The sequence below is a fragment of the Corallococcus exiguus genome, from assembly GCF_009909105.1.
In the GTDB taxonomy this organism is placed as follows: domain Bacteria; phylum Myxococcota; class Myxococcia; order Myxococcales; family Myxococcaceae; genus Corallococcus; species Corallococcus exiguus.
This window is the reverse complement of sequence record NZ_JAAAPK010000002.1, coordinates 344,534-370,771: the sequence shown is the minus strand read 5'-3', so window position 1 is coordinate 370,771 and position 26,238 is coordinate 344,534. Positions and strand designations below refer to the sequence as shown.

General features: G+C 66.5%; 18 protein-coding genes and 1 tRNA gene. 12 read left to right on the top strand and 7 right to left on the bottom strand.

Annotated features, from left to right (window positions below; all coding sequences use genetic code 11):
* Window positions 1–118 precede the first annotated feature (118 nt).
* On the top strand, window positions 119–1,636 hold the full coding sequence (gene sinK / locus GTZ93_RS08000; protein ID WP_158624395.1) for a hybrid histidine protein kinase/response regulator SinK: 1,518 nt from the start codon (window positions 119–121) through the stop codon (window positions 1,634–1,636).
* Window positions 1,637–1,721: 85 nt separating this feature from the next.
* Here the strand turns inward: sinK and groL are convergent, their stop codons facing one another.
* Window positions 1,722–3,365: a chaperonin GroEL gene (groL, locus tag GTZ93_RS07995; protein WP_139915445.1), complete on the bottom strand. Its 1,644-nt coding sequence runs from the start codon at window positions 3,363–3,365 to the stop codon at window positions 1,722–1,724.
* Between the two features lie 179 nt (window positions 3,366–3,544).
* Window positions 3,545–3,901 (bottom strand): response regulator, encoded by a 357-nt coding sequence (locus GTZ93_RS07990; protein WP_120576603.1) that lies wholly within the window; start codon window positions 3,899–3,901, stop codon window positions 3,545–3,547.
* 88 nt (window positions 3,902–3,989) lie between these two features.
* Here GTZ93_RS07990 and GTZ93_RS07985 point away from each other — a divergent pair, with 88 nt between their 5' ends.
* Both GTZ93_RS07985 and GTZ93_RS07980 read left to right on the top strand, forming a co-directional pair.
* Complete coding sequence (locus GTZ93_RS07985) at window positions 3,990–5,063, top strand: metallopeptidase family protein (RefSeq protein ID WP_167547945.1); 1,074 nt, start codon at window positions 3,990–3,992, stop codon at window positions 5,061–5,063.
* A gap of 29 nt (window positions 5,064–5,092) precedes the next feature.
* Complete coding sequence (locus GTZ93_RS07980) at window positions 5,093–5,386, top strand: hypothetical protein (RefSeq protein ID WP_120576624.1); 294 nt, start codon at window positions 5,093–5,095, stop codon at window positions 5,384–5,386.
* A gap of 5 nt (window positions 5,387–5,391) precedes the next feature.
* Here GTZ93_RS07980 and GTZ93_RS07975 read toward each other — a convergent pair whose 3' ends face one another.
* A complete protein-coding gene (locus tag GTZ93_RS07975) occupies window positions 5,392–7,791 on the bottom strand; it encodes a DUF3857 domain-containing protein (protein ID WP_161662719.1) in 2,400 nt (799 codons plus the stop codon).
* Window positions 7,792–7,969: 178 nt separating this feature from the next.
* Between GTZ93_RS07975 and GTZ93_RS07970 the strand changes: the two genes are divergently transcribed.
* The 3 genes from GTZ93_RS07970 to GTZ93_RS07960 all read left to right on the top strand — a co-directional run bounded on the left by GTZ93_RS07970 (window position 7,970) and on the right by GTZ93_RS07960 (window position 10,762).
* Window positions 7,970–8,938 (top strand): SAM-dependent methyltransferase, encoded by a 969-nt coding sequence (locus GTZ93_RS07970; RefSeq protein WP_139915447.1) that lies wholly within the window; start codon window positions 7,970–7,972, stop codon window positions 8,936–8,938.
* A gap of 42 nt (window positions 8,939–8,980) precedes the next feature.
* Window positions 8,981–9,079, top strand: a tRNA-Sec gene (locus tag GTZ93_RS07965).
* 84 nt (window positions 9,080–9,163) lie between these two features.
* The gene (locus tag GTZ93_RS07960) at window positions 9,164–10,762 is read left to right on the top strand and encodes a DUF262 domain-containing protein (protein ID WP_139915448.1); all 1,599 of its coding nucleotides are present in this window, start codon (window positions 9,164–9,166) and stop codon (window positions 10,760–10,762) included.
* Window positions 10,763–10,956: 194 nt separating this feature from the next.
* On the opposite strand, the gene GTZ93_RS07955 is transcribed toward GTZ93_RS07960, so the two are convergent.
* Window positions 10,957–11,304 carry a transposase domain-containing protein gene (locus GTZ93_RS07955; protein ID WP_390624856.1) on the bottom strand — a complete coding sequence of 116 codons (348 nt, stop codon included), beginning with the start codon at window positions 11,302–11,304 and terminating at the stop codon, window positions 10,957–10,959.
* A gap of 163 nt (window positions 11,305–11,467) precedes the next feature.
* On the opposite strand from GTZ93_RS07955, the gene sitA5 reads away from it, so the two are divergent.
* From sitA5 to GTZ93_RS07940, 3 genes are read left to right on the top strand one after another with little or no spacing between them, the layout of a single operon-like run.
* Window positions 11,468–12,823, top strand: a complete 1,356-nt coding sequence (sitA5, locus tag GTZ93_RS07950; RefSeq protein WP_139915449.1) for a SitA5 family polymorphic toxin — start codon at window positions 11,468–11,470, stop codon at window positions 12,821–12,823.
* Window positions 12,823–13,173 (top strand): DUF2019 domain-containing protein, encoded by a 351-nt coding sequence (locus GTZ93_RS07945; RefSeq protein ID WP_128796658.1) that lies wholly within the window; start codon window positions 12,823–12,825, stop codon window positions 13,171–13,173. The genes sitA5 and GTZ93_RS07945 overlap by 1 nt, the downstream gene beginning before the upstream one ends.
* Window positions 13,174–13,195: 22 nt before the next feature.
* Complete coding sequence (locus GTZ93_RS07940; RefSeq protein WP_139915450.1) at window positions 13,196–13,792, top strand: imm11 family protein; 597 nt, start codon at window positions 13,196–13,198, stop codon at window positions 13,790–13,792.
* A 265-nt stretch (window positions 13,793–14,057) separates the two neighbouring features.
* Here GTZ93_RS07940 and GTZ93_RS07935 read toward each other — a convergent pair whose 3' ends face one another.
* The 3 genes from GTZ93_RS07935 to GTZ93_RS07925 form a co-directional block, all read right to left on the bottom strand.
* A complete protein-coding gene (locus tag GTZ93_RS07935) occupies window positions 14,058–15,122 on the bottom strand; it encodes a HEAT repeat domain-containing protein (RefSeq protein ID WP_139915451.1) in 1,065 nt (354 codons plus the stop codon).
* Between the two features lie 578 nt (window positions 15,123–15,700).
* Entirely contained in the window at window positions 15,701–17,509 is a 1,809-nt protein-coding gene (locus tag GTZ93_RS07930) for a glycosyltransferase family 39 protein (protein WP_161662718.1), read from the bottom strand.
* On the bottom strand, window positions 17,506–17,808 hold the full coding sequence (locus tag GTZ93_RS07925) for a hypothetical protein (protein WP_139915453.1): 303 nt from the start codon (window positions 17,806–17,808) through the stop codon (window positions 17,506–17,508). The genes GTZ93_RS07930 and GTZ93_RS07925 overlap by 4 nt, the downstream gene beginning before the upstream one ends.
* 340 nt (window positions 17,809–18,148) lie before the next feature.
* Between GTZ93_RS07925 and GTZ93_RS07920 the strand changes: the two genes are divergently transcribed.
* The 3 genes from GTZ93_RS07920 (at window position 18,149) to GTZ93_RS07910 (ending at window position 26,238) form a co-directional block, all read left to right on the top strand.
* Window positions 18,149–19,309: an acyltransferase family protein gene (locus tag GTZ93_RS07920; protein ID WP_161662717.1), complete on the top strand. Its 1,161-nt coding sequence runs from the start codon at window positions 18,149–18,151 to the stop codon at window positions 19,307–19,309.
* A 140-nt stretch (window positions 19,310–19,449) separates the two neighbouring features.
* Entirely contained in the window at window positions 19,450–22,851 is a 3,402-nt protein-coding gene (locus GTZ93_RS07915) for a kelch repeat-containing protein (RefSeq protein ID WP_139915455.1), read from the top strand.
* A 315-nt stretch (window positions 22,852–23,166) separates the two neighbouring features.
* Entirely contained in the window at window positions 23,167–26,238 is a 3,072-nt protein-coding gene (locus tag GTZ93_RS07910; protein ID WP_139915456.1) for a Kelch repeat-containing protein, read from the top strand.

The window sequence follows — 26,238 nt, the reverse complement described above, 5'->3', positions numbered from 1 at the left end:
TTCCGTCAGGCCGGGCTGGAGGACGTGCGCGAGCATCCGTTCGGTCGCGAGCGCGGTCAACCGAATCCCGCTGGGGGTGCGTTGCGCGTGAACACCTGCCTCCGCCATGCTCCCGCGCATGGAGACCCCCTCGCCGCTCGCGCAGCTGCTCCAGGCCCTGGACGCGGGGGACCTGGAGAAGGCACGGGTCGCGGCCGTGGCGCTGCAACGCGCCAACGCCCACACCCATCAGGTCGCCGCGGAGGTCCTCCACGAGCTGCGCCAGCCCCTGCTGGGCGCGAAGGCCTACGCCCAGCTGCTCGCCGAGGAAGGAGGCTCCAGCGGCCCGCTGAAGCTGCTGCTCGCGCAGGTGGAGCGGATGGAGCAGATTGTCTCCGACTTCATCCGCCTGGCCAGCGAGCGGCCGGCCCCGCAGCAGCGGCTGTCCCTGGCCGCGCCCATCTGGGCGGCGGCGAAGGTGTTCAGCGTCAACCCGGACTCGGCGCGCATCTCACTGGAGGTGGAGGCCCCCGAGGACCTGACCATCCAGGGCAACGCGCGGCTGATTGAGCAGCTCACGCTCAACCTGCTCAACAACGCCCGCGATGCCATGTCCGGCCGGGGCCGCGTGAAGGTGACGCTCACGCGCGATGGCGCCTCCGCTGCCCTCTACGTGTCCGACTGGGGACCGGGCATCCCGGACGAGCTGAAGACGCGCATCTTCGAGCCCTACGTCTCCGCCAGCAAACGCGGCACGGGCCTGGGGCTCGCCGTCTGTCGTCGCATCGCGCAGGAGCACCACGCGCAGATTGCCCTGGTGCCGCCCACGACGCTGCGCGAAGTGCCGCCCCCGGCCACCGTGTTCCGCGTGCTCTTCCCGCCCACGGACGCGCCGCGCCCGCCGCGCAAGCGCCTGCTGGTGGTGGACGACGAGGGCATCATCCGGATGGTCTTCAAGGACCTGATGGACAAGGAGTGCGAAGTCATTGAAGCGGCCACGGGCGAGGCCGCGCTCGAAATCCTCCGCTCGTCGCGCGTGGACCTCATCGTCACGGACAAGAACCTGCCCGGAATCTCCGGCCTGGAGCTGGCCCAGCACGCGCGGAAGCTGGATCCCGCGTCGCGCGTCATCCTGATGACGGGCTACCCCTCGCTGGTGACGACGCAGCAGGCGCTGCAGCTGGGCCTGGTGGACTACCTGCTCAAGCCCTTCGACGACATCCGCCAGGTGCGCGCGCTGTTGCGGCAGGCGCTGTACACACCGGCCGCGCCGCCTGTCCCCGCCCCCAGCGCTGGCGTGCGCCGGGTGGACGTGCTGGAGGACAACCCGGCCACCGCGCGGCTGATTTCAGAGGCGCTGACGCTGCTGGGCCTGGAGGCGCGCGTCGTCGCGGGCGCGGAGGTGGCCACCATGGAGCCGCCCATGGGCGTGGTGGTGTCTTGGGACTTCGCGCCGGCCTACGGCAAGAAGGCGCTGGAGCTGGCCCGGGCCCTGAGCCAGGGCGCGCCCTTCGTCGTCCTGGCCGAGCACCTCACCATGGACACGGCGCTGGCGTCGCTGCGCGCCGGGGCCGCCGCGTGCCTGCCCAAGCTGCTCTCCGACACCACGGCGCTCAGCCGCGAGCTGGGCCTGGCCTTCAAGAAGACCGCTTCCTGAAAAAGACTCCGGCCCCGGGCGCCCCGCTTTCGCGGAGCCCACCGGGGCCGGAAACCCTACGAAGCTACGGAGCCGTTACGTCGGCTCAGTAGTCCATGTCGTCGCCGCCGTACTCCGGCATGGCGCCGCCGCCCGCGCCGCCCTTGGCCTTCTTCTTGGGGCGCTCGGCGATCATCGCCTCGGTGGTGAGCAGCAGGGACGCCACGGAGGCGGCGTTCTGCAGCGCGGTGCGCTCGACCTTCGTCGGGTCGATGACGCCGGCCTTCTCCAGGTCCTCGTAGGTCTCCGTGCGGGCGTTGAAGCCGAACGCGCCGGTGCCGTCCTTGACCTTGTTGATGACGACGGCGCCTTCGACGCCGGCGTTGCTGGAGATCTTGCGCAGGGGCTCCTGCAGCGCCTTGCGGATGATGTCCACGCCGAAGTCCTGCTCGCCGCCCAGCTTCAGGCCGTCCAGCGCCTTGAGGCTGCGGATGTAGGCCACGCCGCCGCCGGGGACGATGCCCTCTTCGACGGCCGCGCGGGTCGCGTGCAGCGCGTCCTCCACGCGGGCCTTCTTCTCCTTCATCTCCACTTCGGTCGCCGCGCCGACGTTGATGACCGCCACGCCGCCCACGAGCTTCGCCATGCGCTCCTGGAGCTTCTCGCGGTCGTAGTCGCTGGTGACCGTCTCAATCTGCGTGCGGATGAGCTTGATGCGGCCCTCGATGTCCGCCTTCTGGCCGGCACCGTCCACGATGGTGGTGTTGTCCTTGTCCACCGTGATGCGCTTGGCGCGGCCCAGGTCGGTGAGGGTCAGGTTCTCGTACTTGTGACCCAGCTCCTCGCTCACCACCATGCCGCCCGTCAGCGTGGCGATGTCCTTGAGCATCTCCTTGCGGCGGTCGCCGAAGCCCGGCGCCTTCACCGCGGCCACGTTCAGCACGCCGCGGATCTTGTTCACCACCAGGGTGGCCAGGGCCTCGCCCTCGATGTCGTCCGCGATGATGAGCAGCGGCTTGCCCGAGCGCGCCACCTGCTCCAGCAACGGAATCATGTCCTGCATCGACGAGACCTTCTTCTCGCTGATGAGGATGTAGGGGTCGTCCATGACGACCTCCATGCGATCGCGGTTCGTGACGAAGTACGGCGACACGTAGCCACGGTCGAACTGCATGCCCTCCACCACGTCGAGCGTCGTCTCCAGGCCCTTGGCCTCCTCGACGGTGATGACGCCCTCCTTGCCGACCTTCTCCATCGCGTCCGCGATGGTCTGGCCGATGGTCTCATCCCCGTTGGCGGAGATGGTGCCCACCTGCGCGATGGCCTGCTTGTCCGTGGTCGTCTTGGACATCTTCTTCAGCTCGGCGACCACCACCTCCACGGCCTTGTCGATGCCGCGCTTGAGGTCCATGGGGCTGTGGCCGGCGGCCACCAGCTTCAGGCCCTCCTCATAGATGGCGCGCGCGAGCACGGTCGCCGTCGTGGTGCCGTCGCCGGCCTTGTCGGAGGTCTTCGACGCGACCTCCTTCACCATCTGCGCGCCCATGTTCTCGAAGCGGTTCTCGAGATCGATCTCCTTGGCGACGGTGACGCCGTCCTTGGTGATGGTGGGCGAGCCGAAGCTCTTCTCGATGACCACGTTGCGGCCCTTGGGACCGAGCGTCACCGCGACCGCATCCGCGAGGATCCGGACGCCGCGCAGGATGGAATCGCGCGCGGACTGGTGGAAGAAGATTTCCTTCGCTGCCATCGTAACCTCCGATAATACTTGGGGAATTTCTACAAATGGGGATGGCCGTTAGCACTCGGCCATGTCGAGCGCCAACATAAGGGCCGCATCGACGATGTCAACGGAAAGGGGCAGACGTGTGGGCCTGAGGACGCCTACTGGCCCGCCCGGGTGGGGGGCCCGGGCCGCCCGGGAAGGCCCTACTCCGCGAAGCGCACGAGGTTGAGCAGCTGCCCCATGTCCAGGGGCTTCTGCAGGGTGATGGCGACGCCCTTGCGCAGGCCCCGGTCGGAGATGTTGGCGTCCGTGCTGGCGGTCATCATCAGGACGGAGATGCGCTGGAAGCGGGGGTCCGCCTTCAGCATCTCCGTGAAGTGGATGCCGTCCAGGTGGGGCATCAGGTAGTCGGTGATGACCAGCCCCACGGGGTGACGCTCCATGATGTCCAGGGCCTGGAGCGCGTCCGACGCCGAGAACACGGTGTAGCCATGCATCTCCAGGTAGCGAGAGAGCATGGTGCACAGCTCGTAATCGTCGTCGACGACCAGGATGTTCACGGGGTTCGGGCCAAAACGGGGCGCTGGAAGGTAACAGCGACGCCGGTCGTTGACAACGCGAAGGACGGCTTCTTAGCTGCCGGCCCGAATGGCGAAGCGCATGGCGAAGCAAGGGGAGGCGCGAGGCGTGGACGCGCGGCTGGAGGGGCTCGCTGACGCCTTCGAGGCGCGGGACTTCGAGGCCGCGCTCACCAGCGCCGACGCCCTGCTCCGGGACGTTCCGGACTCACCAGAAGCCCTGCACTACCGGGCCGCCGCGCTGGTGGAGGTGGGTCGCCTGGAGGACGCGGGCAAGGCCTATGGCGCCGCCCTCAAGATGGCCCCGGAAGACCTGGAGATCCTCTTTGGCGCGGCGGAGTTCCTCGTTTGCCGCACCGGCGAGGACCGCGAGGCGGTGGAGGAAGGGCTGGAGTGGTGCGGCCGCGGGCGGAAGCTGGCGCAGCGGGCCGATGACGTGGAGCTCGTCTACGAGTTCCTCCTCCTGGAGGGCATGGGCCTCAACCAGCTGGGGGAATGTGAGTCCGCGCTGAAAATCCTGGACCAGGCGCTGACGCACATGCCGCGCTCGACGGACGCGCAGCTGGAGCGGGGCATCGCGCTGTTCGAGTTGTGCCGCTTCGCGCCCGCGCAGGAGGCCTTCGAGCGGGTGTTGAAGGACGCGCCGGACGAGGCCTGGGCGCACCACTACCTGGGGCTGGTCGCGGAGCGGCGCCAGGATGCGAAGGAGGCGAAGAAGCGCTTCTCCCGGGCGCAGGCGCTGGCCCCGGAGGAGCTGCCGCCGCCGGTGGCCCTGGAGGAGGCGGCGTTCGACCGCGCGGTGGAGGACGCGATGCGCGCCCTGCCCTCCCAGGTGAAGCAGTACATGGACAACGTGACGCTGGCGGTGGAGGACCTGCCGTCGGATGAGGACCTGCTGGGTCAGCAGCCGCCACTGTCACCGTGCATCCTGGGGGTGTTCCGGGGCACGCCCGTGGGCGAGCGCAGCGTGATGGACGCGGCGGATCACTTCCCGCCCTCCATCGTGCTGTACCAGAAGAACCTGGAGCGCTTCGCACGCACCCGCGAGGAACTCATCGAACAGATTGGCATCACGGTGATGCACGAAGTCGGTCACTTGATGGGTCTGGATGAAGACGACCTGTGGGAGCGGGGGCTGGACTAGCGCCGTTCTCCCCTGCCCTGATGCGCGCCATGCATGCATGGACGAAGCTGGGGCTGATGGCGGTGCTGGGTCTGACGGGCTGTCTGGGCGACGACGACGAAGAGCCGCGCACGTGTCCGCAGGTGGTGGTGTTCGCGCGCTCGGACAGCGAGACGTGCCAGTCCTTCCCGACGCCGTGTGACGTGCCGGAGGGGTATGTCGAGTGCTGCGGCGGCCTCTTCGGGGGCTGCGCGGGGAACGTGTCCGGAAACACCTGCGTGGATGATCCGTCCGACACGTGCCAGCCCGGGGGCAGCGCGGACTGCCCGGGCATCTGCCAGTAGGCGTCTCAGGCGGCGCGCGAGCCCATGTCCTCGAAGTAGGCGCGGCGGGCTCGGGCGCAGGTGGGGCACTGCCACTGCACCAGGGTGAGGTGGCGGTCGCCCAGGACGACGGCCTCGTGGCGGAGCGACTCCCGTGGGGCCTCACTGGTGGCTCCGCAGGCGCAGCGCAGCCGGCCCAGCGTGGAGAGCAGCTCCTGGGGGCTGGTGATGGGGATGGCGGTTCCTGCGCTGTCGCCCCGGTGGTCCGCGTCGAACTTGCGTGCGAAGGCGCGGCGCCGGCCCCAGGCGCGGCCCTTGCGCCAGAGCGCGACCGGGCCGCCCTGCGCGATGACGAACCACAGCACGAGGCACGTCGCGATGACGCCCAGGAGGATGGCACCCGCCTCGCCGGACGGAACGGATGAGGCCTGGTGGCGGGCGGCCCGGCTCCTGAGTTGGATGGCGTAGCCGCGCTGGGCCTCGGTGGCGCGCAGGGCCTTCACGTACTCGGCGATGCGCTCGGGCGGGACCGAGTCCGCGGTGCTGCGATAGCTGTAGTCGAGCAGCAGCGTCTTGCCTTCGGCGCGGGTGTCGGCCACGAAGCGGAAGGCCGGACCGTCCACGACCTCGTACTCCGTTTTGACAGGGGGCAGCTCGCCGGCCTTCAGCGTGATGCGGTGGCGGGCGAAGACGGGGTGCTCCACCTCCAGCGGGAAGGCGCGGTGGGAGTAGTTCGGCACGGCGAGGTGCTGGCGCAGGCCATGCGCGCGGAACTCCCGGCGACCGTCCGAGGTCCAGAAGTCCTCGATGCGGTAGTGCTCTTGCGTGACGAGCACGTTCGTCACGGTGTCGTCGTCCACCGACATGGGCTTCGCGATGGAGATGTCCGCGTCCGTCTTCGCGTAGTAGTTGAAGTAGAGGCGGGACACCTCGGACAGGGATGTGCCCGCGAGCGCGCGGCGCATGGAGTTGGCGGCCGCCCCCGTGCGCGTGGTGACGACGTCGAGTGTCGCGGCCCCGTCGCGGCCCATCGCGACGTAGGTCTCGTCCACGAAGAGGGAGGGCTCCGTCAGCGTGGGCGTGGGGATGACGGAGAGCGCCGTGGTGCCGGGGGCGACGAGGAGGGCCCGGCCGTAGGAGGGCGGCTCGTAGCTGTCCAGCCCGCCGCGCTCCAGCGTCGCCGTGGGATCCACCCACAGCTCGCGGCCGGCCACGGTGGCGTGGACGATGACGTGGTTGAACGCGGTGGCGGTGGGACGCAAGCCGTCCAGCAGCTGCGTGAGGTCCGTGCTCACGAGCGCCGGCTGCGCGTCGATGCCCAGCCCCTTGAGGAGCGACACCAAGAGGAGCGACTTGTCCTTGCAGTCGCCGAAGCGGCGCTGGAGGACCTCGTCGGGCGGATGGGGCTGGTGGGAGTTGGGGCCCATCTCGATGCCCAGGTAGCGCACCTCGTCCTGGACGAAGCGAAGCGCGGCGAGGAAGCGCGCCTCCGGGGTGGGCTCCTTCGAAAGCCGGCGGACCTCCTGCTCCAGCGACTTCGAGCGGGCGGGCACCTGGAACAGCGTGGAGGCCCAGCGCGCGACGTCGTTCCAGTCCTTGTATTCGCTGAACTGGATCCACGGGTAGACGGGCTGCCAGCCGGGGACGTTGTCCTCGTGGCGGACCGCGGGCACGTGGCGGCGCTCCAGGATGATTTCACGCTCGCCGTTCAGCATCGACTCCGAGCGCGACAGGCCCGGCGCGGCGAAGTCCCGGATGAAGAGCGTGCGCCCCCGCCCCTCCGGCCACAGCAGCCGGTAGGCGAAGTGGACCACGGGATAGGAATGGCCCACGCCGACGACGTCGGAGAAGCGTCCGCCAAAGACGGGGTTGGCGCCTTCGAAGGAGTACGCGACCTCCACGGTGTCGCCCACGCGCACGTCGTGGAGGAAGGGCACCACGGAGAGGTTGCCGTTGTAGAGCCGGTTCTGGAGCTCGGTCTCCTGCTGGATGACGCGGGCCTCGGCGGGCTGGAAGACGTCCTCGCGGCGGCCGTCGCGGATGCGCCAGATGCCGTGGACGGTGAGCTTCTGGTACGTCGGATCGAAGCGGAACTGGATGTCCGTGACGCGGTCGATGCCCCGCGGCGAGAGGACCTTCTGGGCCGAGTGCAGGTAGTGCACGCGCGATGGGCCGGACACGCGCACCTGTTCCTCGATCAGCAGCCGGGAGACGCTGGTCTCCTCCTCGCCCTCGGGAGTCGGGCCGGGGTCTGGAGGAATGGGAAGCGGCTTCACCCACGCGGCGGGAGGCCCGACGCGGAACGGCCTGGCGTTCGTCGCCGCCGGGGCTGCCCCGACGCTCAAGGACAGACACAGACACAGCAGCAGGACGAGCGCCGGTGGGAAGCCCGGTGCCAGGGGGACGGGACGGAAGGTTCGGCGCATGGCGGAAGAGCGCTCATCATGAAGCTCGGATGACGCGCCGGGCAAGGCGTCCCCTGGGACACCGGACGAGCGGCCCCGCTTCATTCACCAGTGAAAACCGTCATGCAGGCCAGGCCTGGAATTGCCGAGACACGGACTAGGGTTCCGGCCGTCGGATGGAAGGCCCAGGAGGCTGGCGATGGTCAACGTGAGGCAGGTCGCGACGCGGCTGAAGAGTGCGTTTCTGGCGGACCCGGAGCGCTTCTATACGAACGAGACGGGAGCCTGGGTGGCGGGGATGCCCGCGCCGAGCGACATCCGGGTGACGACGGGCCGGGAGCCCTTCTGGATCAACCTGGGCTACTGGAAGCACGTGGAGAAGGTGGACGACACCAACGTGGAGCGCGTGGGTGAGCTGTTCCGGTCCGCCCAGGCGGAGATGGCGCGCCTGTTGGCGAGGACGGCGAAGCTGGGGCCTGGGGATGCCGTCTTGGACTGCGGCTTCGGGTACGCGGACCAGGACCTGCTGTGGGCGGAGGAGTTCAAGCCCGCGAGCATCGTCGGGGTGAACATCACGCCGAACCAGGTGAAGGTGGGCCGGGAGCGCGTGAAGCTGACGGGGCTGGAGGGCGTGGTCCGGCTGGAGGTGGGGAGCGCGACGGCGCTGCCGGGGCCGGAGGGAGCGTTCGACGTGGTGTTCGCGCTGGAGTCCGCGATGCACTTCCGGATGCGGCAGGACTTCCTGCGCGAGGCCTTCCGGGTGCTGAAGCCGGGAGGCCGGCTGGTGATGGCGGACATGGCGCAGAAGACGGACCGTGAGGCTGGAGCAGGACTCCGAGCGCGGCTGCGCTACCGCTACTGGCGGGGACTGATTGCCTTCCCGGAGGAGAACGTCTGGTCGACGGAGCGATACCGGGAGGAGCTGCGGCGGGCGGGGTTCCAGGACGCGAAGGTGGAGTCCATCGCGGAGGATGTGTACCCGGCGGTGAACACGGCGCTGGTGGCGCTGCGGGGCATGACGCAGCTGGAGAGGCAGCCGGGGAGCACGTCCCTGCACCAGGTGCGCGCGGACGTGCACAAGGCGATGCGGATGACACCGGAGCAACTCCAGTGGCCCGCGCTGTTCAACTGCGACGAGTACGCCGTGGTGTCCGCGCGCAAGACGTGACGGCGGTTGACGGACTGGGGCGGAGCGGCGGTAATCGGAAGCGGTAGGGCCTCCGGACCTGGTGGCCGGCTTGGTCTTCAAAACCAATGAGGGGCTGCGAGAGCAGTCCCTGGCGAGTTCGATTCCCGTGCCCTACCGCCATGTTTTCCTTGGGTTTTTCTGACGCGGCCCTGAACGGGTTGCGGGACGCTCTACTCACAACAGCGTTTTTAGGAGGTCACGAGCATGGAAATGAGATCAGAGAAGAGGTCTCTCGACAAGATTTATGCACGGCGCGGTCGCTATGAGATTCCAGATTGGCAACGCGGGAAAGTCTGGGACAAAAAGCTTCAGCAGAATCTTATCGACAGCATCCTACGCGGATGGAAGCTGCCAAAATTCTACTTTGTCAAGAAGTCCAACGACAGCGACCAGTACGAAGTGGTCGACGGGCAGCAGCGCCTTCAGGCCATCTGGCGCTTCTTTGGAAATGAGCTTGAGATCCCTATGGACTCTCCCACTCAAATGGGAGGGAAACTCTACAAAGAACTCCCAACTGCGATAGCAGACAAATTCGATGACTTCGAGATCGAGTACGACGTAATCACCGGGGCCATTGAATCAGACCTCAAGGAGTTCTTTCAAAGACTCCAACTCGGACTTCCGCTCACGAGCAGCGAGAGACTAAACGCCATTCACAGCGAATTGCGCGACTTCGCACTCGACGTATCAAAGCACAGTTTTTTCAAGTCAAAATGCCAAGTCGAGGACTACCGCCACTCACATCTCGACATTGCCGCCAAGGCCTGCGCAATCGAAATCAAGGGGATCACAACAGGCCTTCGCTTTGACGACCTCAAGCTGATATTCGAAAACAACTCGACATTCTCAAGAAAATCAGCGGTCGCCAAAAGAATCACATCAACACTAGCCTTTCTCGACAAATCCTTTCCCGCCCCTTCCCCAGCACTACACAACCGGACCATAGTTCAATCAATCTTCACCCTTGCGGCAACGCTCGTCTCAGCAGGAAAGGCCGTTGGACACGAGACGGTGTTCTCCAGCTTCGCCGAAGCCTTCACAGAAGAGCTTTCCAAGCAAGTAGAACTAGGGGTCAAGGCCACCGATCGCGACTACCTCGAATTCCAGAAGACAATCAACGCCAATATCAAATCCGGCCCAGAGGCCCGACAGCGCATCCTCACCAAAAAGCTCCTCACCAAAAACCCTGAACTGGCCAGTGCTTTTGGCGCCACAGCCATCGCCAAAACGACTCCTAAGGCCGACGTCCTCGCCAAGGCAGAACAAATCGCAGAACTGATTGAGCAGATAAACACAAAATCTCAATCCGCCACCGGCAAAGACCTCTTCAAGCCAACAAACAAAACCCTGAAGGCACAGAGAAGCCTTGGAGTTTTGATTTCGGACGTCGCAGAATATGAAAAGCTGATCGACAACCTTTACTTTCTTTTGTGGGAAGGCCCTGGGGAGCGACTCGGCGAGTCGCCACCTTCTTCCTTCATAGATGTAAACACGCTTCGCACAGAAATCAGACACGACGTCGATCATGGAAAGGGCAACAAAGTAGCGGTCAAACGAAGGAAGCATGCGGACGTCTTCAAGAGACTCTCGGGCGCAGCCTCTCCTCAAGGACTCAATCCCGACCAGTTCGCCATATTTCATCTCAAAATACTCTCTGAAATCGAAAACGACTTAAGAGCTATGCTTCATGCAAGCCCTTCCTTGACTCCAACTCACCTTGCCGCACAGCCGGCAAACGCCTCTGCACAGGTCCCCCAACAGAAGGAAGGTGTTCCACCAATCGACACCCCTGTTGGTGAATAGCACTTCGGCAAGACCGGCCCCTTGGTCCCCTCGCTGTTCGGGCCACCGCAGAGAGGGGCCCCAGAACAAGCTAAATGTTATATCCATCGTAACTGTCCGGCCAATGACGTGTTGGCGAGCTTGAAGGCAGGCCCTGGCCGTGCTCGGCGGGCGCCGCGAGTCCCAGCGGGGAGAAATGCCGTGGTGAGGTGGCGTCAGGAAGCGTCGGCGGCGCGAAGCCGCTCCCATTCGTGCGGCAGCGGCTCGCCGACGCGCGCAAGCGGGTGCGTCTGGACGCGCAGCAGCATGTCGGCGAGGTAGGCCTCGGGATTGACGCCGTTGGCTTCGCAGGTGGCGACGAGGGCGTAGAGGCCAGCGAGGTTTTCGCCCGCGGCCTCATGGCCGACGAAGAGGAAGTTCTTCCGGCCCAGCGCCGCTTTGCGCAGCGCTGCCTCGGAGCGGTTGTTGTCCAAGGGCAGGCGCGCGTCGGAGACGAAGGTAACCGTCCGGTGCTCGGTGGGGCCTTTCACGCTCAAGCTGTGGTGACCGGGCTGACAGCGCACGCTCTCTCTCGGCGTGACGTTCCAGAAGGCACGCCGTCGGCCGCACACGCTCCACCACAGACGGCGTCAGCCCGGAGCATCTGTCAGCTCTATCTGGTATTACTAGGCCTTGCGCCGCCGATACGCTCCCGAGCGAAGGGGGCCCGCGCCAGGAGGGCTCCGCATGCTGCCACGATGGTCAATTCTCCTACTGCTCGTGATGCTGGCTGGATGCAGCGGCACCACGAAGTCCGTGCGCCTGCACACGGGCCACGGCGAGTCCATCGTCCTTACCCCACGCAGCGGCGATACCGCCCCGGTGGCGCTGGACGAAGACGACTTCGTTGAAGCCGTAGAAGCGCTCGCCCGGAACGTACGTCCGTCCACTCATCCCCAGGAAACGGCCCGGCGGTTTTTCGAGATGGATCCGCGCAGCGGTTCATACCTGTACGAGCCGCGCAGCCACCGTGTCATCCCGCTGGGACCGGGCGAACACCTGGACGGTGATCTCCCCTCGACAGAGGTGGATCTGACGCGCGCATACCTGCGCTGGTGCGAGCGAACGAGCAATCCCGGCGATTGCCTGCGCCTCCTGGTGGAGAGCCCTACTGTCACCGGGGATGGCCGTTACGCCCTGGCCATGGCCTTGGCCCAAGGCGTCGTGCGGGACGAGATGATGGACGCCTTCAAAGAGATGGCTGATCCCCAGGCCATGATGGCTGCGGTTCTTTGGACGTGGACCACGTACTGCATCTTGCTCGCGGTGCCCGAGCCTTTCTCGAAGGGCGTGGCCGCCGTGATGACCGCCTCCCTCATTGCCTACGTCGGGGTCGATACGTTCTGGAGCCTCATCTTGGGCTTCAAGCAGCTGGTGGAGGAGGCGGAGCGGGCCACCACGTTTGACGAACTCCGCGAGGCGGGTGAGCGCTACGGCAAGGTCATGGGCCGCAACGCGGCGCGCGCGTTCGCCATGTTGGCCACGGCCGCCATTGGGAACACGGCGGCGGGGCTGGGGTCGAAGGTGCCAATGCTCCCAGGCGCCGCGCAGGCGGCGGTCCAGGCTGAAGCGCAAATGGGCATCAGGCTCGCGGCGGTCGCGGACGTGGGAACGGTGGCCGTGAGCGCCGAGACCGTCACCATCGCCCTCGCGCCCGGCGCGGTGGCCATGGCGGCCAAAGCCACGGGCGGCAGCGCCTCCGCCAAGGCGCGTCCCTTGGGCTACAGGGCCTGGAGCTCGTTCAGTGGTTTCAAGAAGGCCATGGGCCCGGCGGGCAAGAACAAGGAGTGGCACCACATCGTCGAGCAAACCCCGGGCAACGTGAAGCGCTTCGGCCCCCAGGCCCTCCACAACACCGAGAACCTCATCCCACTGGACAAGATCCTGCACACCGACGTCAGCGCGCTCTACTCGTCGATCCGGCGTAGTATCACGGGCTCCAGCACCTTGACCGTGAGGCAATGGTTGAGCACGCAGTCCTACGAGGCCCAGCGTGACTTCGGGCTGCTGGCCATGGAGAACGTGGCGAAGGGGGTCTGGTGATGACGTTGGAGAGATTGGTCGAGCAGTTCGCCCTGAACGTGGCGGCACAGACCGAGGCCATCTTCCGGGGAGATGCCAAGACCGGGAACAAGCACGCCAGGAAGTACGGTGCCGCCGTCGATACGCTCCTGGCCCATGGAAACGCAGGACGTGATGCCCTCCTCGTCCTGCTCAAGCATGAGCGCATGGATGTGCGTGTCATGGCCGCCGCCCATCTGCTCCGCTACCGGACGGCCGAAGCGAAGGCGGTTCTGGAGGAAGCCGCCAAGGGCAAGGGGCTCGTTCCCTTTGAAGCCGGGCAGGCATTGAAGCGCTGGGAAGAAGGAACCTGGGCGCTCGATCCAGAGTAGCCCGCCTCGGATGGACGACTTCATGCCGACGCGGTTCTTCAAGTTGAGCGATGATGTGTACCTCTCCGGCCGGTGGGAGCTGGGGCATCCTCTCGATCAGGAAGGGCGCAAGCTCGATGACCCGTGGCAGTTCAGGATCGGGCAGCGGGCTCACTCGGACGAGCGCATCAGGATCCCCATCAAGATCTCCGGCAAACCGCTCGACTATTCCCACGCGGCATTCAGCATCCCCGTCGTCCACGCCCGGGTGGCCTCCTTCTTCACCGAGCTGGCACCCGACGACGTGCAGCTCATCCCGGTGGAGATCGACTCCCAGCCCGCTCAGCACTTCATCCTCAACGCCACCCGGCTGGTGAAGTGCATCGACGATGCAGCGTGCGAGGAGGTGCGTTACTGGACCCCGGAGGACGGGATGCCCGAAAAGGTGGGTACGTACTCCTCCGTGTCCGGGATGCGCATCGACCCGGCGAAGGTGGAAGGCGCCAAGGTGTTCCGCACCTGGGGCTGGACCGTGGCCTTGATCGTGTCCGAGGAGATCAAGGAGGCCCTGGAGCGCGCGGTCATCACCGGCACGAAGTTCACGGACGTGACCGGCCCCGGTGCAGCCAATGCCCCCTGACCCCTGCCGTCCCTACCCGCGTACCCAAGCTGTACCCAAGATGAACGGACGCGGGTGGACCTTTACGGACTCGCGGTCCACCCCGCGCCAGAGGGAAACCGGCCGACCCTCAATCCCCCCGGGCACCTCGCGGATCGGGGTGGCGGGGCTTCAAAACCGGTGAGGGGCTGCGAGAGCAGTCCCTGGCGAGTTCGATTCCCGTGCCCTACCGCCAATGCGTTCCAGGGGTTACGCCCCCCGTACTGCCGCCTTCGCAGCATCTTCGTCACCGATGGGCACTGTTCGAGCCGAGCGTCTGCTCGACCCAACGGTGCCAGGCCGCCGGCTCGTCACCCAGGTCCCGCCCCGCCAGGATGGCGAGCACCTTGCGAGCAGGCTCGGCATCGGTCTTCTGCTGCATTCCAGCCATCTCCACCAGCACCGCGCCCGCCTTGTCGAGAATCTGCCGCTGTTGGGCGGCGCCTTCGGTTTCCACGATGTGCACGAGCGCCCAGGCTGCCTTGTTGCGGTCGGTCTCGAGCGGGTACCAGAGCGCTTCGAGCACGGGCTCCAGCGGGATGATGACCCGCGGCTGTCCCTCCTGCATCGTTCCCAGCAGGCGCAGCGCCTCGTTGCGCACACCCTCGTAGGGGTCGCGCACCGACGGGAGAACGAGCTTCACCAGTTGCTCGCGTGAGTTGATGTAGGGCAGGAGCATGACCGTGGCCATTCGCTTGGAGTCGTTGCGATCCTCACGCAGCACCCGCACCAGCGTGTCGAGATTGCGGGGAACACCATCCATGAAGCGCTGCTCCAGCGGCGCGAGCTCGGGGTGGTCGAATCCTCCATGGCAGTTGAGGGCATGGCACTTGCTCTTGCCGTACTCGGGGACAGCCCCTTCCCTGCTCAGCTTCCAGTAGGCCGTCTGGTATTCATCCCAGGCCGTGAGGAGGCCCTCCGGCTCCGGGATATCGCCCTGCGGCGCGGGTGAAAAGGGCATGCGCCACTCATCTCCGGCATCGACCAGATCCACCGTCACCCGGAACGTCCGCGTCGGCGGGTAGGCCACCATCGAGTACCTGCAGAACGCGAACTTGTAGGCCGCCAGGAGCCGCGGCTTGCTCTCCATGAGGTACGGCGTGAACTCCCCCTTCTCGAGGTTGAAGCGCGCGCCGGGCGCAGGCATCCCAATGACCTCCAGCAGCTTGCCCTTGGGCACCTTGCGTGAGCCGAACACCTCCACGCCTTCGAACACGTAGACCGGGCTGGGCTGGACAGGCGATGCGGCCTGATGGACAGGCGTTGCACAGGCCGTGAGCAGTGCAAGACCCAAGAGGACAAAGCGCTGCATGGTTCTCCCTCTCCGCGCCGAGCAGGCGCAGGGATCTCAACGATGGTTGCGCGGGATGTGGCTGGTAAAGCGAACTCCAGGCTAACGCGCATCCGGGCCACCCTCGCATGAAATTCTCCCTGCCCCAGGAAGCGCCCTGGCTCTGCCCACCTGTCACGCGCCCGCGACACCTCTGGGTTCAACGTCATCCCTTCAGGGTGGATGCGTGCTCCGGACGATCCCGATCACCGATTCCGGAGCAAGCCGAACACCGGCTCCGGGACAAGCCGAACACCAATTCCGGAGCAAGGCGAACACCTGTAGCAGGGTGAAGCACCGGGGCCTGAGCAGCGCGGAGGCCCGCGCGGACTGAAGGTCCGGCCGGAACGTTGACGACGCTGGACAGAGCGCCAACCACGCCGCCACCTTCCAGCCCTTGACCTACCGCGGCCCGCTCTGGACTTTCCAGAACGGGCCGTGGTGCTTCGACGTCATGTCATGACTCAACAGGAGCAGTCATGGAGCAGCTATAGCGATCGCTGGTCATGTGGCGTGGGTGGGAAAGGCGCGTTGAAGACAGCCGGCGTTGAATGCGGGCGTCATCCCTCCGCGTGGCGTAATCCCTTCGCGCCCTCCTGCACGCATGCTCGGTTCACGAAGACGCGGAACCCCCCACGTACGCTCTCCGGCAACTCCGCGCTCAAGTCCAGGGCCTGCAGCGCGATGTCCCGCTCCACCTGCACGAGCCGAGGGTTTTCACGCTCCTCCGGGCCGAAGACGAAGGCGCAGTACTCGCCGGACGCGATGCTCGCCACGAGCGTCTCCGGCCGGAGCTCCGTGTAGAAGGACTGCCAGTAGCGACCATTGCGAAACAGGTAGAGCTGAAGAACCTTGTACCGGGGCGAGATGAAGCTCTCATGCCCGGGCGGCAGTGGTTCCAAATAGGGGCGAAGGATCTCCGCGATCTCCTTGTACGGTGGTTGAGGCGCCGTGAGCTCGTACGCCCCAAAACCAGCCAGTGCCAGCGCGGAGAGGCCACCGATGAGCGCCGTCGCTCGCGCGCGCTCGAGGCGAGCCGCCGCATACGCCAGGAGCCAGGCGCCCCCCACCCCGAGCGCGTGCGCGCCAACATAGACAGGCGTGATGTCATCGCGCTTCAGCCCCCGAGCATGAGCCGCCCCGATGAGGAGCACCGCCGCGGCCGAGAAGACGCCCGCGACCCTGAGGGCTCGACGGCCCGATGCCCCCCGTGGTTCGAGGGTGCCCTCCCCGGCAAGGAGCGCCGAAGCACCAAGCCCGGCCAGGCCATAGAGGAATGGCAAGACGCCCAGGATGTAGAGCGACTCCTTGATGGCGGGGAGCGAGAGGGGAACCAGGCTTGCGAGCCCGAAGCCGATGGCGCCGAAGAGTCCGGCCGCGGTCGGCGCACGCCGCTTCAAGGCGGGGAGCGCAGCCAGAAGGAGGGGGCAGAGGAAGAAATGCTCCCGGTAGAGGATCGCCGGGTAGTACCAGAAGGGATGACTCCATTCCGTGGGCACGCCCGCCCCAGCCAGCTTCGACCCTCCGATGCTCTGCCCCAGGAAGGGTGCGAAGTAGACCTGGGTGAGCCAGAGGGCGACATCCGTGGGTGACCGCAGAGCAACGAAAGCGAGGTGGAGGGACGCCGTGGCAAGAAAGCCGACGGTGAGGCAGGCGACAGGAACCAGCGCCAATTGACGCCGCTGGAGACGCACGATGGCAAGGAGCCCTAGCGAAGCCAGCACGAAGGGGGTGACGAGCCACAGCTTCGTCAAGAAGCCAAGGCCGAGGCATGCGCCACCCAGCAGGGAGTGCCAATTCCTCCCGGTGAGCTCCCCTCGCGCAATCCAGTACGTGCCCGCCATGCCCCACGCCACGAGGACAGGCTCGGCCTCCATCAGCCGGAATTGCCACAGGACGGTAGGAGAGAGCGCGAGCAGGAGCGTCGTCAGGAGCGCCGCGCGACGCTCCCACAGGGCGACGAGCCGGTAGGTGAAGCAGAGGGTGGCGACCAGCGCCGCGAATGAGACGAGCCCCATGGCTTCGGGCTGGCCGCCCAGGGGACAGCCTCCGAGTGCGAGGAGCACCGAGTGAAATGGAGTGTTGCCGATGCCTGGCAGATCGAAGCCGACCCAATCCTCCGAGCCACCAGGGATGTACGAGGGCCGCACCACGAGCGCCAGCGAACGGCACATGTTGAGGGCCATCGTGCCATTGACGCCCTCGTCACCTGTTTCGACACGCTTGAAGACGACGCCGCGCGCGAAGGCCAGGGCAAGGGAGGCAATGACCACCACACGGACGACGAAGCGCAGGCGATTGTCGTCATCACGCCGCGGCCCAAGCGGCTGGACGGGGGGAAACCACGAGCCTGGCCAGAGAAGTCTCATTTCCGCCAGGTCCGGGGCAGGTGGGCACGAGAGTGGAGCCATTCCTTGCACCCCCCTACCCTCGCGGTCGGACTGAGCTGAGCCTTCAGAATCCTGCCGAGCAGCCTCAGCGTCCGCAGCAGCGGCTCCTTCGACTTGTCCTGGTGCGTCTTCTGAGCGGGCGGGCGCTTCCGGGTCGCGTCAACCGGCTCCTCCAGGCCCACGTAGGCGCACGCGAAGCGCTCCGGTGAGAGGAACTCGCCCAGCCACCGTCGCTCCTCGCGCGGAAACCAGGCGGTGAAGAGGACCCGCATCTTCACGGGCTCCCTCGCTCCATCCTTGAAGGGACCCATGAAAGAAGGCACGAGCCTGACCGAGCAATTGCCGTTCCAGCCAGCGGCAGCTCAATCCGGGCCTTCGAGTCCTGCTCGTCCGTTTCGGGGACGGCCCCTCATTTCGACCCTGGACAGCCAAGACGGGCGACCCTCTTGAGGGAGCGAGCCATCCTCGATGGACTCTCAATCCGAGACAGCCTGACGTCCCAGCATGAGACAGCAGGGACAATCAGCCGGCGGTGAGGCCGTGAAGCATGGAGCACGATAACTGCATGGAGGAACAGGCAGCAGGAAGCACGTGGGACACATGTGAATGCGCAAGCCGGTGATTCGCAAGACACTCTCCGAGGAACTGTTCTTCGTCCGCGGCATGAGCCTGATGCTCGTGGTGCTGGTCCATGTGATCGGCGTGGAGCCCTTCCAGGGGGTGCGCAAGCTCTTCTCCCCGGAGCGAGCGGAGCTCCGGTTCGCCTCGGAGTTCATCCACAGCTTCAACATGGCGGTGATGATCATCGGTTCGGGCGTGGCGGTGTCACTCTTCGGCGCGCCGGACAGGTCCTTCCGGGAGTTCGCGCACAAGAAGCTGCGCAAGCTCGTCGTCCCGATGTTGGTGTGGGCGCCCGTCTTCCTCTTTGCCCATGAGCTCACCCAGGCGCGCCCGCGAACACCTGGCGGATGGCTGGCGCTGCTGGGCCGGTTCCCTGCCGCCTGGTTCCCTCCATACGCCATCTTCTGGTTCATTCACGCCCTGGTGGGCTGTACCTGTCTGGCGTGGGTGTATCAGCGCATCGTGCCCGCCCGGTACAATTGGAACGGACTGAGCTACCTGGCACTGTCCTGGCTGTCGTATGCCGCTGTCGAGCTCCTGGAATCTCCGATGTCTGACATTGGGATGAGATACCTCCGCTTCATCCTCTTCTGGAACTGCCTCTTCGGTCTGGGAATGAGCCTGTCCCCCTGGCTGGCGCTGGCGCGCACCCGGCTGTCCCAGTTGCCTCTGGCGCTCCAGGGACTGGTGCCCTCGGGGTTCCTGGGGCTGCTGGTCTCTTTCCATGTCTCGGGGCTCGCGGAGGGGCATCTGGATCCGCGCCTGATCACGGGGCCGCTGGGCTTCTGCCTGCAATTCACCCTGGCCTTCTTCCTCCTGGGTGTTGCCCGGAGCCTGGGTGCGACGTGGAAGGGGTTGGCGAGGTGGATTGTCTACCTGGGCTCGATCAGCATGCCGCTCTACCTCTTCCACATCTATTTCGTGTCCGGAGTGAGGCTGGCTTTGGGAAAGGTGCTGCCAGGAGCGCCGCTCGCGCTGCACCTGGCGCTGGGCGTGTTCGGAGGGCTGATGGGGCCCCTGGGCCTCTACCTCCTCCTGGAGAGGAATCGGGCCTTCCGCTGGAGCATCGGCCTGCGTGGTGTCCCTTTGGACACGCCGAACTCGGCGCGAATGAGTCCCCTGGCACCCGGCCACCTCGGGTGGAGGCATCGACCATGAAAGGGGCCGACGTATGAACCCAAATGAACTGTTGACCAGTCGCCAAAATGTTTGTGTTTCAGAGCGGGACGGCCATGCTGGCTGGCTACACCAAAGTTCATGGAGGCCCCCTCTGAGCGCCTCCATTCCCTGGAGTTGTCATGGACGTGATGAGAGCCAGCAGGGTCCTGCTGCTGGGACTGGTCTTTGTCGCAGCAGGCTGTAGCAGCAAGCCACCGGAAGAGAAGCCGCTGGCCCAAAGCGCTTCGCCGTTGGTGGTGGAGGGGTGGACCGAGACCGCGCCCATGGCGGAGGCCCGCAAGTACCACGCGGGCGTGGTGCTGCCTTCCGGCAAGGTGCTGGTGACGGGCGGCTACAACGCCAGCGGGTATCTGTCCTCCTCCACCCTCTTCGACCCCGTGACTGGCGCGTGGACAGCGGCCGCCTCCATGCCGGAGCCCCGGCAGATCCACACCGCGGCGCTGCTGCCTTCGGGCAAGGTGCTCGTGGTTGGCGGAGAGAACGCGACGGGCCGTCTGGCTTCCGCGGCGGTGTATTCCCCTGACACCAATACCTGGGCCTCCGCGGGGAGCTTTGCCTCGGGCGTGGCACGGGCCTCCCTGACGGCGACGCCGTTGCCTTCGGGCAAGGTGCTGGTGGCGGGCGGTGGCAACTCCGGCGGCCCCAAGTTCAATGTGGATGTGTATGAGCCAGTGGCGGGAACCTGGAGTGTCGGCCCGAGTCTGGGAGTGGCGCGGCGCGACCATACGGCGACGCTGCTGACGACCGGGCAGGTGCTGGTGGCGGGCGGCGTCGGGGGCGCGAGCCTGGCGACGGCGGAAGTGTATGACCCGACGAGCAATACGTGGGCTGCGACGGGAAGCCTGGCGGCGGCGCGCTACAACCACACGGCGACGCGGCTGCCTTCGGGCAAGGTGCTGGTGGTGGGTGGCCGCAACAGCAGCGGGCTGCTGGCGACAGCGGAGGAATACGACCCGAGCACCGGGCAGTGGAGCGCGACGGACGCGCTGGGCACGGCCAGGGAGCTGCACTCAGCAACCCTGCTGAGCACCGGCAAGGTGCTGGTAACGGGCGGCATGTATGGCAGCGCAGCGACGGCCGCACTGGCGAGCTCGGAGGTGTACGACCCGGCCACCCGGCAGTGGAGTGCGGCGGGCCCCATGGTCGGTGCGAGGTATTCGCATGTGGCGGTCTCGCTGGCGACGCAGGCCAAGGTGTTGGTGGTGGGCGGTATTGGCGCCACCGGCGCGAGCCTGAAGACGGCGGAGGTCTACGGGTACGACGCGTGCGCTGGGGTGACGTGCAACAGCGCTCCGGGGGCCTGCTACGAGGCGGCGGGGACGTGCAGCAATGGCGTGTGCAGCTACGCGCTGAAGGCGGCTGGGGCCACCTGCGACGACGGGGATGCGTGCACCGGGACGGACGTATGCAACGGCGCGGGCGTGTGCGCGGGAAGCGCCACCCAGTGCGGCAGTCCTCCGGGGCAGTGCTACGCGGCGGCGGGGGCGTGCAGCGACGGGACGTGCTCCTATTCGTACAAGGAAGCCGGTGCCTCGTGTGATGACGCGGATGCGTGCACGGTGGATGAGACGTGCAACGGAGCGGGCGGGTGCGCGGGCACGCCGGTGACTTGCAACAGCCCTCCGAGCCAGTGCTTCGAGGCAGCGGGGACGTGCAGTGAGGGCGCGTGCTCCTATGCGCCGAAGGCGGCGGGCACGGCCTGTGATGACGGCAATGGCGGCACCATCAACGACGTGTGCAGCGGAGCAGGCGTCTGCGCGGGCGTCCCGGCCTGCACGACGCCGCCGGATGCCTGCCATGGCTTGCCGGGCACCTACTCCAACGGAGCGTGCACCTACCCGCCGAAGGCCACGGGCACCCTCTGCGATGATGGCAACGCCTGCACGACGGGCGATGTCTGCAACGGTGCTGGCACGTGCGGTGGTGCGGCCCTGAGCTGCAACAGCCCTCCCAGCCAGTGCCACCAGGCCGCCGGCACCTGCTCCAACGGCACTTGCAGCTATGCGCCGAAGTCCTTGGGTGCGATCTGTGATGACGGCAACGCGTGCACGACGGGCGACATCTGCAACGGGGCCGGTACTTGCGGCGGCTCGGAGCTGAGCTGCAACAGCCCGCCCAGCCAGTGCTACGAGGCGGCGGGAACCTGCTCCAACGGCACCTGCTCCTATGTGCCGAAAGCCTCGGGGGCCAGCTGCAATGACGGCAATGCGTGCACGACCGGCGACGTCTGCAACGGTACCGGCACCTGTGGCGGCTCGGCGCTGAGCTGCAACAGCCCGCCCAATCAGTGCTACCAGTCCGCCGGCACCTGCTCCAACGGCACCTGTTCCTACGTGCCGAAGTCCTCGGGCGCCAGCTGCGATGACAGCAACGCGTGCACGACGGGTGACGTGTGCAATGGCTCCGGCACCTGCGGCGGCACGGCGCTGAGTTGCAGCACCGCGAGCACCAATTACTGCAGCGGAAATGACGTCCGGAAGACCACCGGCACGGGCACCTGCAGCGGTGGCTCCTGCCAGTCCACCGACGTCCTCGTGCAGTCGTGCCAGACAGGCACCAGCGGCCCCTTCTGCAGCGGCAATGGTGCCTACCAGACCGTTTACGGCGGCTGCTCCAACGGTGCATGCACGTCCACCCAGCAGCTCATCGAGTCGTGCTCCACCTCCAGCAGCAACTACTGCAGCGGCAACACCGTCCGGAAGCTGACCGGCACTGGATGCAGCGGCGGCTCCTGCGGCTCCACCGACACCGTCGTCCAGAACTGCGCCACCGGGAGCAGCAACTACTGCAGCGGCAACACCGTCCGGAAGACCTCCTACACCGGTTGCAGCGGTGGCTCCTGTGGCGTCACCGACACGCTCGTCCAGACGTGCGCGACGGGCACCAGCAGCCCATTCTGCAGCGGCAACAGCGTCTACCAGACCGTCAATGGCGGCTGCAGCGGAGGCTCCTGCTCGTCCAGCCAGCAGCTCGTCCAGACGTGCTCCACCACGAGCACGAACTACTGCAGCGGCAATGATGTGCGGAAGAGCACCGGCACCGGTTGCAGCGGCGGCTCCTGCGGGTCCTCCGACTCCTTCGTCCAGACGTGCTCCACCGCGAGCACGACCTATTGCAGCGGCAATAACGTGCGGAGGACCACTGGCACCGGCTGTAGCGGTGGCAACTGTGGCTCCAGCGACACCTTGGTCCAGACGTGCTCCACCGCGAGCACGACCTACTGCAGCGGCAACACCGTCCGGAGGACGACTGGCACGGGTTGCAGCGGCAGTGGTACCTGCGGCTCCACGGACACCCTGGTCCAGACGTGCAACAGCCAGTTCGAGATGTGCAGCGACGGCGCATGCGTTTCCAACGATGGGCTCTGGCAGTTGGTGGGTTCGTGCAGCACGCGGTGCCCATCCAATGAATGCTGGCCCCCCGTCAACCCGGACGGTCAGGACTGCAGGCCGGTGGGTTCCACCTGCTTCGCTTACGGCGGTCCCACCGGTCGTAACGAATGGAAGTGCGCACCGTACTGAATGAATGTGTGAGTAGCAGTCCGCCCACTCACACCTGTTGAATTCAGCGTGGAAGCCTCCGTGCGCCCCCAACGCACGGAGGCTTCGCCTCGACGGGGTGCTCCGCGGCGCCCAAGAGCTCGGCGTGGATGAGTCTGTCGACACCCGGCTCGCAGGGGACGACTCCATGGTCGTGATTGGGGCCAATGCACGATCTCATGTAGAGCGTCGGCCGCATGGCGAAATGATTGTGTTTCAAAAGCGGATCGCCATGCTGGCGGGCTAAACCAAATTTCATGGAGGCCCCTCTGTGCGCCTCCATTCCCTGGAGTTGTCATGGACGCGTGGAGAGTCAGCAGGGCTCTGCTGTTGGGGCTGGTCTGTGTCGTCGTGGGCTGTAGTAGCAAACCACCGGAAGAGAAGACGCTGGCTCACCAGGCTTCGCCACTGACGGTAGAGGGGTGGACCGAGACCGCGCCCATGGCGGAGGCTCGCAAGTACCACGCAGGCGTCGCGCTGCCGTCTGGCAAGGTGCTGGTGACGGGCGGTTACAACGCCAGTGGCTATCTCTCCTCCTCCACCCTCTTCGACCCCGCGACGGGCTCCTGGACGGCGGCCGCGTCCATGCCGGAGGCCCGGCAGATCCACGCCCTGACGCTGCTGCCTTCGGGCAATGTGCTCGTGGTGGGCGGAGAGAATGCGACGGGCCGCCTGGCTTCCGCGGCGGTGTATTCCCCCGCCACGAATACATGGGCCTCCGCGGGGAGCTTCGCCACGGGCGTGGCTCGGGCTGCCGTGACGGCGACGGTGCTGCCCTCGGGCAAGGTGCTGGTGGCCGGCGGTGGAAACAATACGGGGGCCTACTTCAAGGTGGACCTGTATGACCCGGCCTCCGGAAGCTGGAGTGCCGGCCCCAATCTGGGCGTGCCGCGTCGCAACCATACGGCGACGCTGCTGCCTTCGGGCCAGGTGCTGGTGGCGGGCGGCGTAGAGAGCATGAGCCTCGCGTCGGCGGAGGTGTACAACCCTACAAGCAACACCTGGGCGGCGACGGGCAGCCTGGCGGCGGCGCGCTACAACCACACGGCGACGCTTCTGCCTTCGGGCAAGGTGCTGGTGGTGGGTGGCCGCAACGGCACCGGCCTGCTGGTGACGGCCGAGGAGTATGACCCGAGCACCGGACAGTGGAGTGCGACGGGCGCGCTGGGCACGGCCAGGGAGTTGCACACCGCCACCCTGCTGAGCACGGGACATGTGCTGGTGACTGGCGGAATGTTTGGCAGCGCCGCGACGGCCGCACTCGCGAGCACGGAGGTGTACGACCCTGTCACCCGGCAATGGAGCGCGGCGACTCCCATGGTCGGTGCTCGGTATTCGCATGTGGCGGTGTCGCTGGGGGCGCAGGGCAAGGTGCTGGTGGTGGGCGGCCTGGGCTCCAGCGGCACGAGCCTGAAGACGGCGGAGCTGTATGGCTACGACGCGTGCACCTGGGTGACCTGTAACAGCGCACCAGGGCCCTGCTACGAGGCGACGGGGACGTGTGGCAATGGGGTGTGCAGCTATGCGCCGAAGGCCGTTGGAGTCACCTGCGACGATGGGGATACGTGCACCACCGCGGACGCGTGCAACGGCGCGGGGGTTTGCGCGGGAAGTGCCACCCAGTGCGGCAGTCCTCCGGGGCAGTGCTATGAGACGGCGGGAACGTGCAGCGAGGGGACGTGCTCCTACTCGTACAAGGCGACGGGCGCCGCGTGTGACGACGGGGATGCGTGCACGGTGGGCGAGACGTGCAATGGGGCGGGCGGATGCTCAGGCACGCCCATGGGCTGCAACAGCCCGCCGAGCCAGTGCTTCGAGTTGGCGGGGACGTGCAGCGACGGGGCGTGCACGTATGCTCCGAAGGCGGCGGGCACGGCTTGTGATGACAACAATGGGGGCACCATCAACGACGTGTGCAGCGGAGCGGGCGTCTGCGCCGGAGTGCCGGCCTGCACGACACCGCCGGACGCCTGCCATGGCTCCCCGGGCACGTACTCCAACGGAGCGTGCACCTACCCGCCGAAGGCCGCGGGCACCCTCTGCGATGACAGTAACTCGTGTACGACGAGCGACGTCTGCGACGGTGCGGGCATCTGTCGCGGCTCGGAACTGAGCTGCAACAACCCTCCCAATCAGTGCTACCAGTCCGCAGGCACCTGCACAAACGGCACCTGCTCCTATGTGCCGAAGGCCGCGGGCGCCAGCTGCGATGACAGCAACTCGTGCACGACGGGCGATGTCTGCAACGGTGCGGGCTCCTGTGGCGGCTCCCCCCTGAGTTGCAGCACCGCCAGCAACAACTACTGCAGCGGCAATGACATCCGGCGGACCACTGGCACTGGCACCTGCAGCGGCGGCTCCTGCCAGTCCACCGACGTCCTCGTGCAGACATGCCAGACCGGCAGCAGCGGACCCTACTGCAGCGGCAACGGCGCCTACGAGACTGTCTACGGCGGCTGCTCCAACGGGGCCTGCACATCCTCCCAGCAACTCATCGAGTCGTGCTCCACCTCCAGCAGCAACTACTGCAGCGGCAACACCGTCCGGAAGCTCACCGGCACCGGTTGCAGCGGCGGCAACTGCGGCTCCACCGACACCCTCGTCCAGACGTGCTCCACCGCGAGCAACGACTACTGCAGCGGCAACACCGTCCGCAGGACCACCGGCACCGGTTGCAGCGGCGGCTCCTGCGGCTCCACGGACACCGCCGTCCAGACGTGCTCCCCGGTGGACAGCTATTCGTGCAGCGGCAACACCGTCCAGAAGACCACCAGCGGCTTCTGCAGCGGTGGTGGATGCGGTGGCAGCACCACCACCAACGTCACGACGTGCTCCCCCTTCGACACCTACTCTTGCAACGGCAACACCGTCCAGAAGACCACCAACGGCCTCTGTAGCGGCAGCGGCTGCGGTGGCAGCAGCACCACCAACGTCAGGACGTGCTCGCCCGTGGACACCTACACCTGCAACGGCAACACCGTTCAGAAGACCACCCGAGGCATTTGCCTTGGCAATGGCTGCAATGGTTCCTCCGCCACCACCGACGTCACGACGTGCACGCCCTATGACGTCTACACCTGCAGCGGCAACACCATTCAGAGGATCACCAGCGGCCTTTGCATCGCCGGCGGCGGCTGTATTGGCACAGTCGTCACCGATGTCCAGACCTGTGGCAGTGGCCAGACGTGCAGCGGCGGAACGTGCGTCAGTTCCGGTGCGAGATGGGTCAACACGGGTACGTGCGACGATGGCTCCCGCGCCTGCCGGACCGTCAACTGCAACAACTTCTCCCCGGATGGACCCTGCGCACAGCTGGGCTCTGCTTGTGCCGTCGGCAGCAGCCCCAGATACCAGTGGGTGTGCCTGTAG

Bases quoted from the DNA above. Each gene is read 5' to 3' on its own strand.
- sinK (WP_158624395.1), top strand. From the start codon at position 119: ATGGAGACCCCCTCGCCGCTCGCGCAGCTGCTCCAGGCCCTGGACGCG.
- groL (WP_139915445.1), bottom strand. From the start codon at position 3,365: ATGGCAGCGAAGGAAATCTTCTTCCACCAGTCCGCGCGCGATTCCATC.
- GTZ93_RS07985 (WP_167547945.1), top strand. From the start codon at position 3,990: ATGGCGAAGCGCATGGCGAAGCAAGGGGAGGCGCGAGGCGTGGACGCG.
- GTZ93_RS07980 (WP_120576624.1), top strand. From the start codon at position 5,093: ATGCATGCATGGACGAAGCTGGGGCTGATGGCGGTGCTGGGTCTGACG.
- GTZ93_RS07975 (WP_161662719.1), bottom strand. From the start codon at position 7,791: ATGCGCCGAACCTTCCGTCCCGTCCCCCTGGCACCGGGCTTCCCACCG.
- GTZ93_RS07970 (WP_139915447.1), top strand. From the start codon at position 7,970: ATGGTCAACGTGAGGCAGGTCGCGACGCGGCTGAAGAGTGCGTTTCTG.
- GTZ93_RS07960 (WP_139915448.1), top strand. From the start codon at position 9,164: ATGGAAATGAGATCAGAGAAGAGGTCTCTCGACAAGATTTATGCACGG.
- sitA5 (WP_139915449.1), top strand. From the start codon at position 11,468: ATGCTGCCACGATGGTCAATTCTCCTACTGCTCGTGATGCTGGCTGGA.
- GTZ93_RS07945 (WP_128796658.1), top strand. From the start codon at position 12,823: ATGACGTTGGAGAGATTGGTCGAGCAGTTCGCCCTGAACGTGGCGGCA.
- GTZ93_RS07940 (WP_139915450.1), top strand. From the start codon at position 13,196: ATGCCGACGCGGTTCTTCAAGTTGAGCGATGATGTGTACCTCTCCGGC.
- GTZ93_RS07935 (WP_139915451.1), bottom strand. From the start codon at position 15,122: ATGCAGCGCTTTGTCCTCTTGGGTCTTGCACTGCTCACGGCCTGTGCA.
- GTZ93_RS07930 (WP_161662718.1), bottom strand. From the start codon at position 17,509: ATGAGACTTCTCTGGCCAGGCTCGTGGTTTCCCCCCGTCCAGCCGCTT.
- GTZ93_RS07915 (WP_139915455.1), top strand. From the start codon at position 19,450: ATGGACGTGATGAGAGCCAGCAGGGTCCTGCTGCTGGGACTGGTCTTT.
- GTZ93_RS07910 (WP_139915456.1), top strand. From the start codon at position 23,167: ATGGACGCGTGGAGAGTCAGCAGGGCTCTGCTGTTGGGGCTGGTCTGT.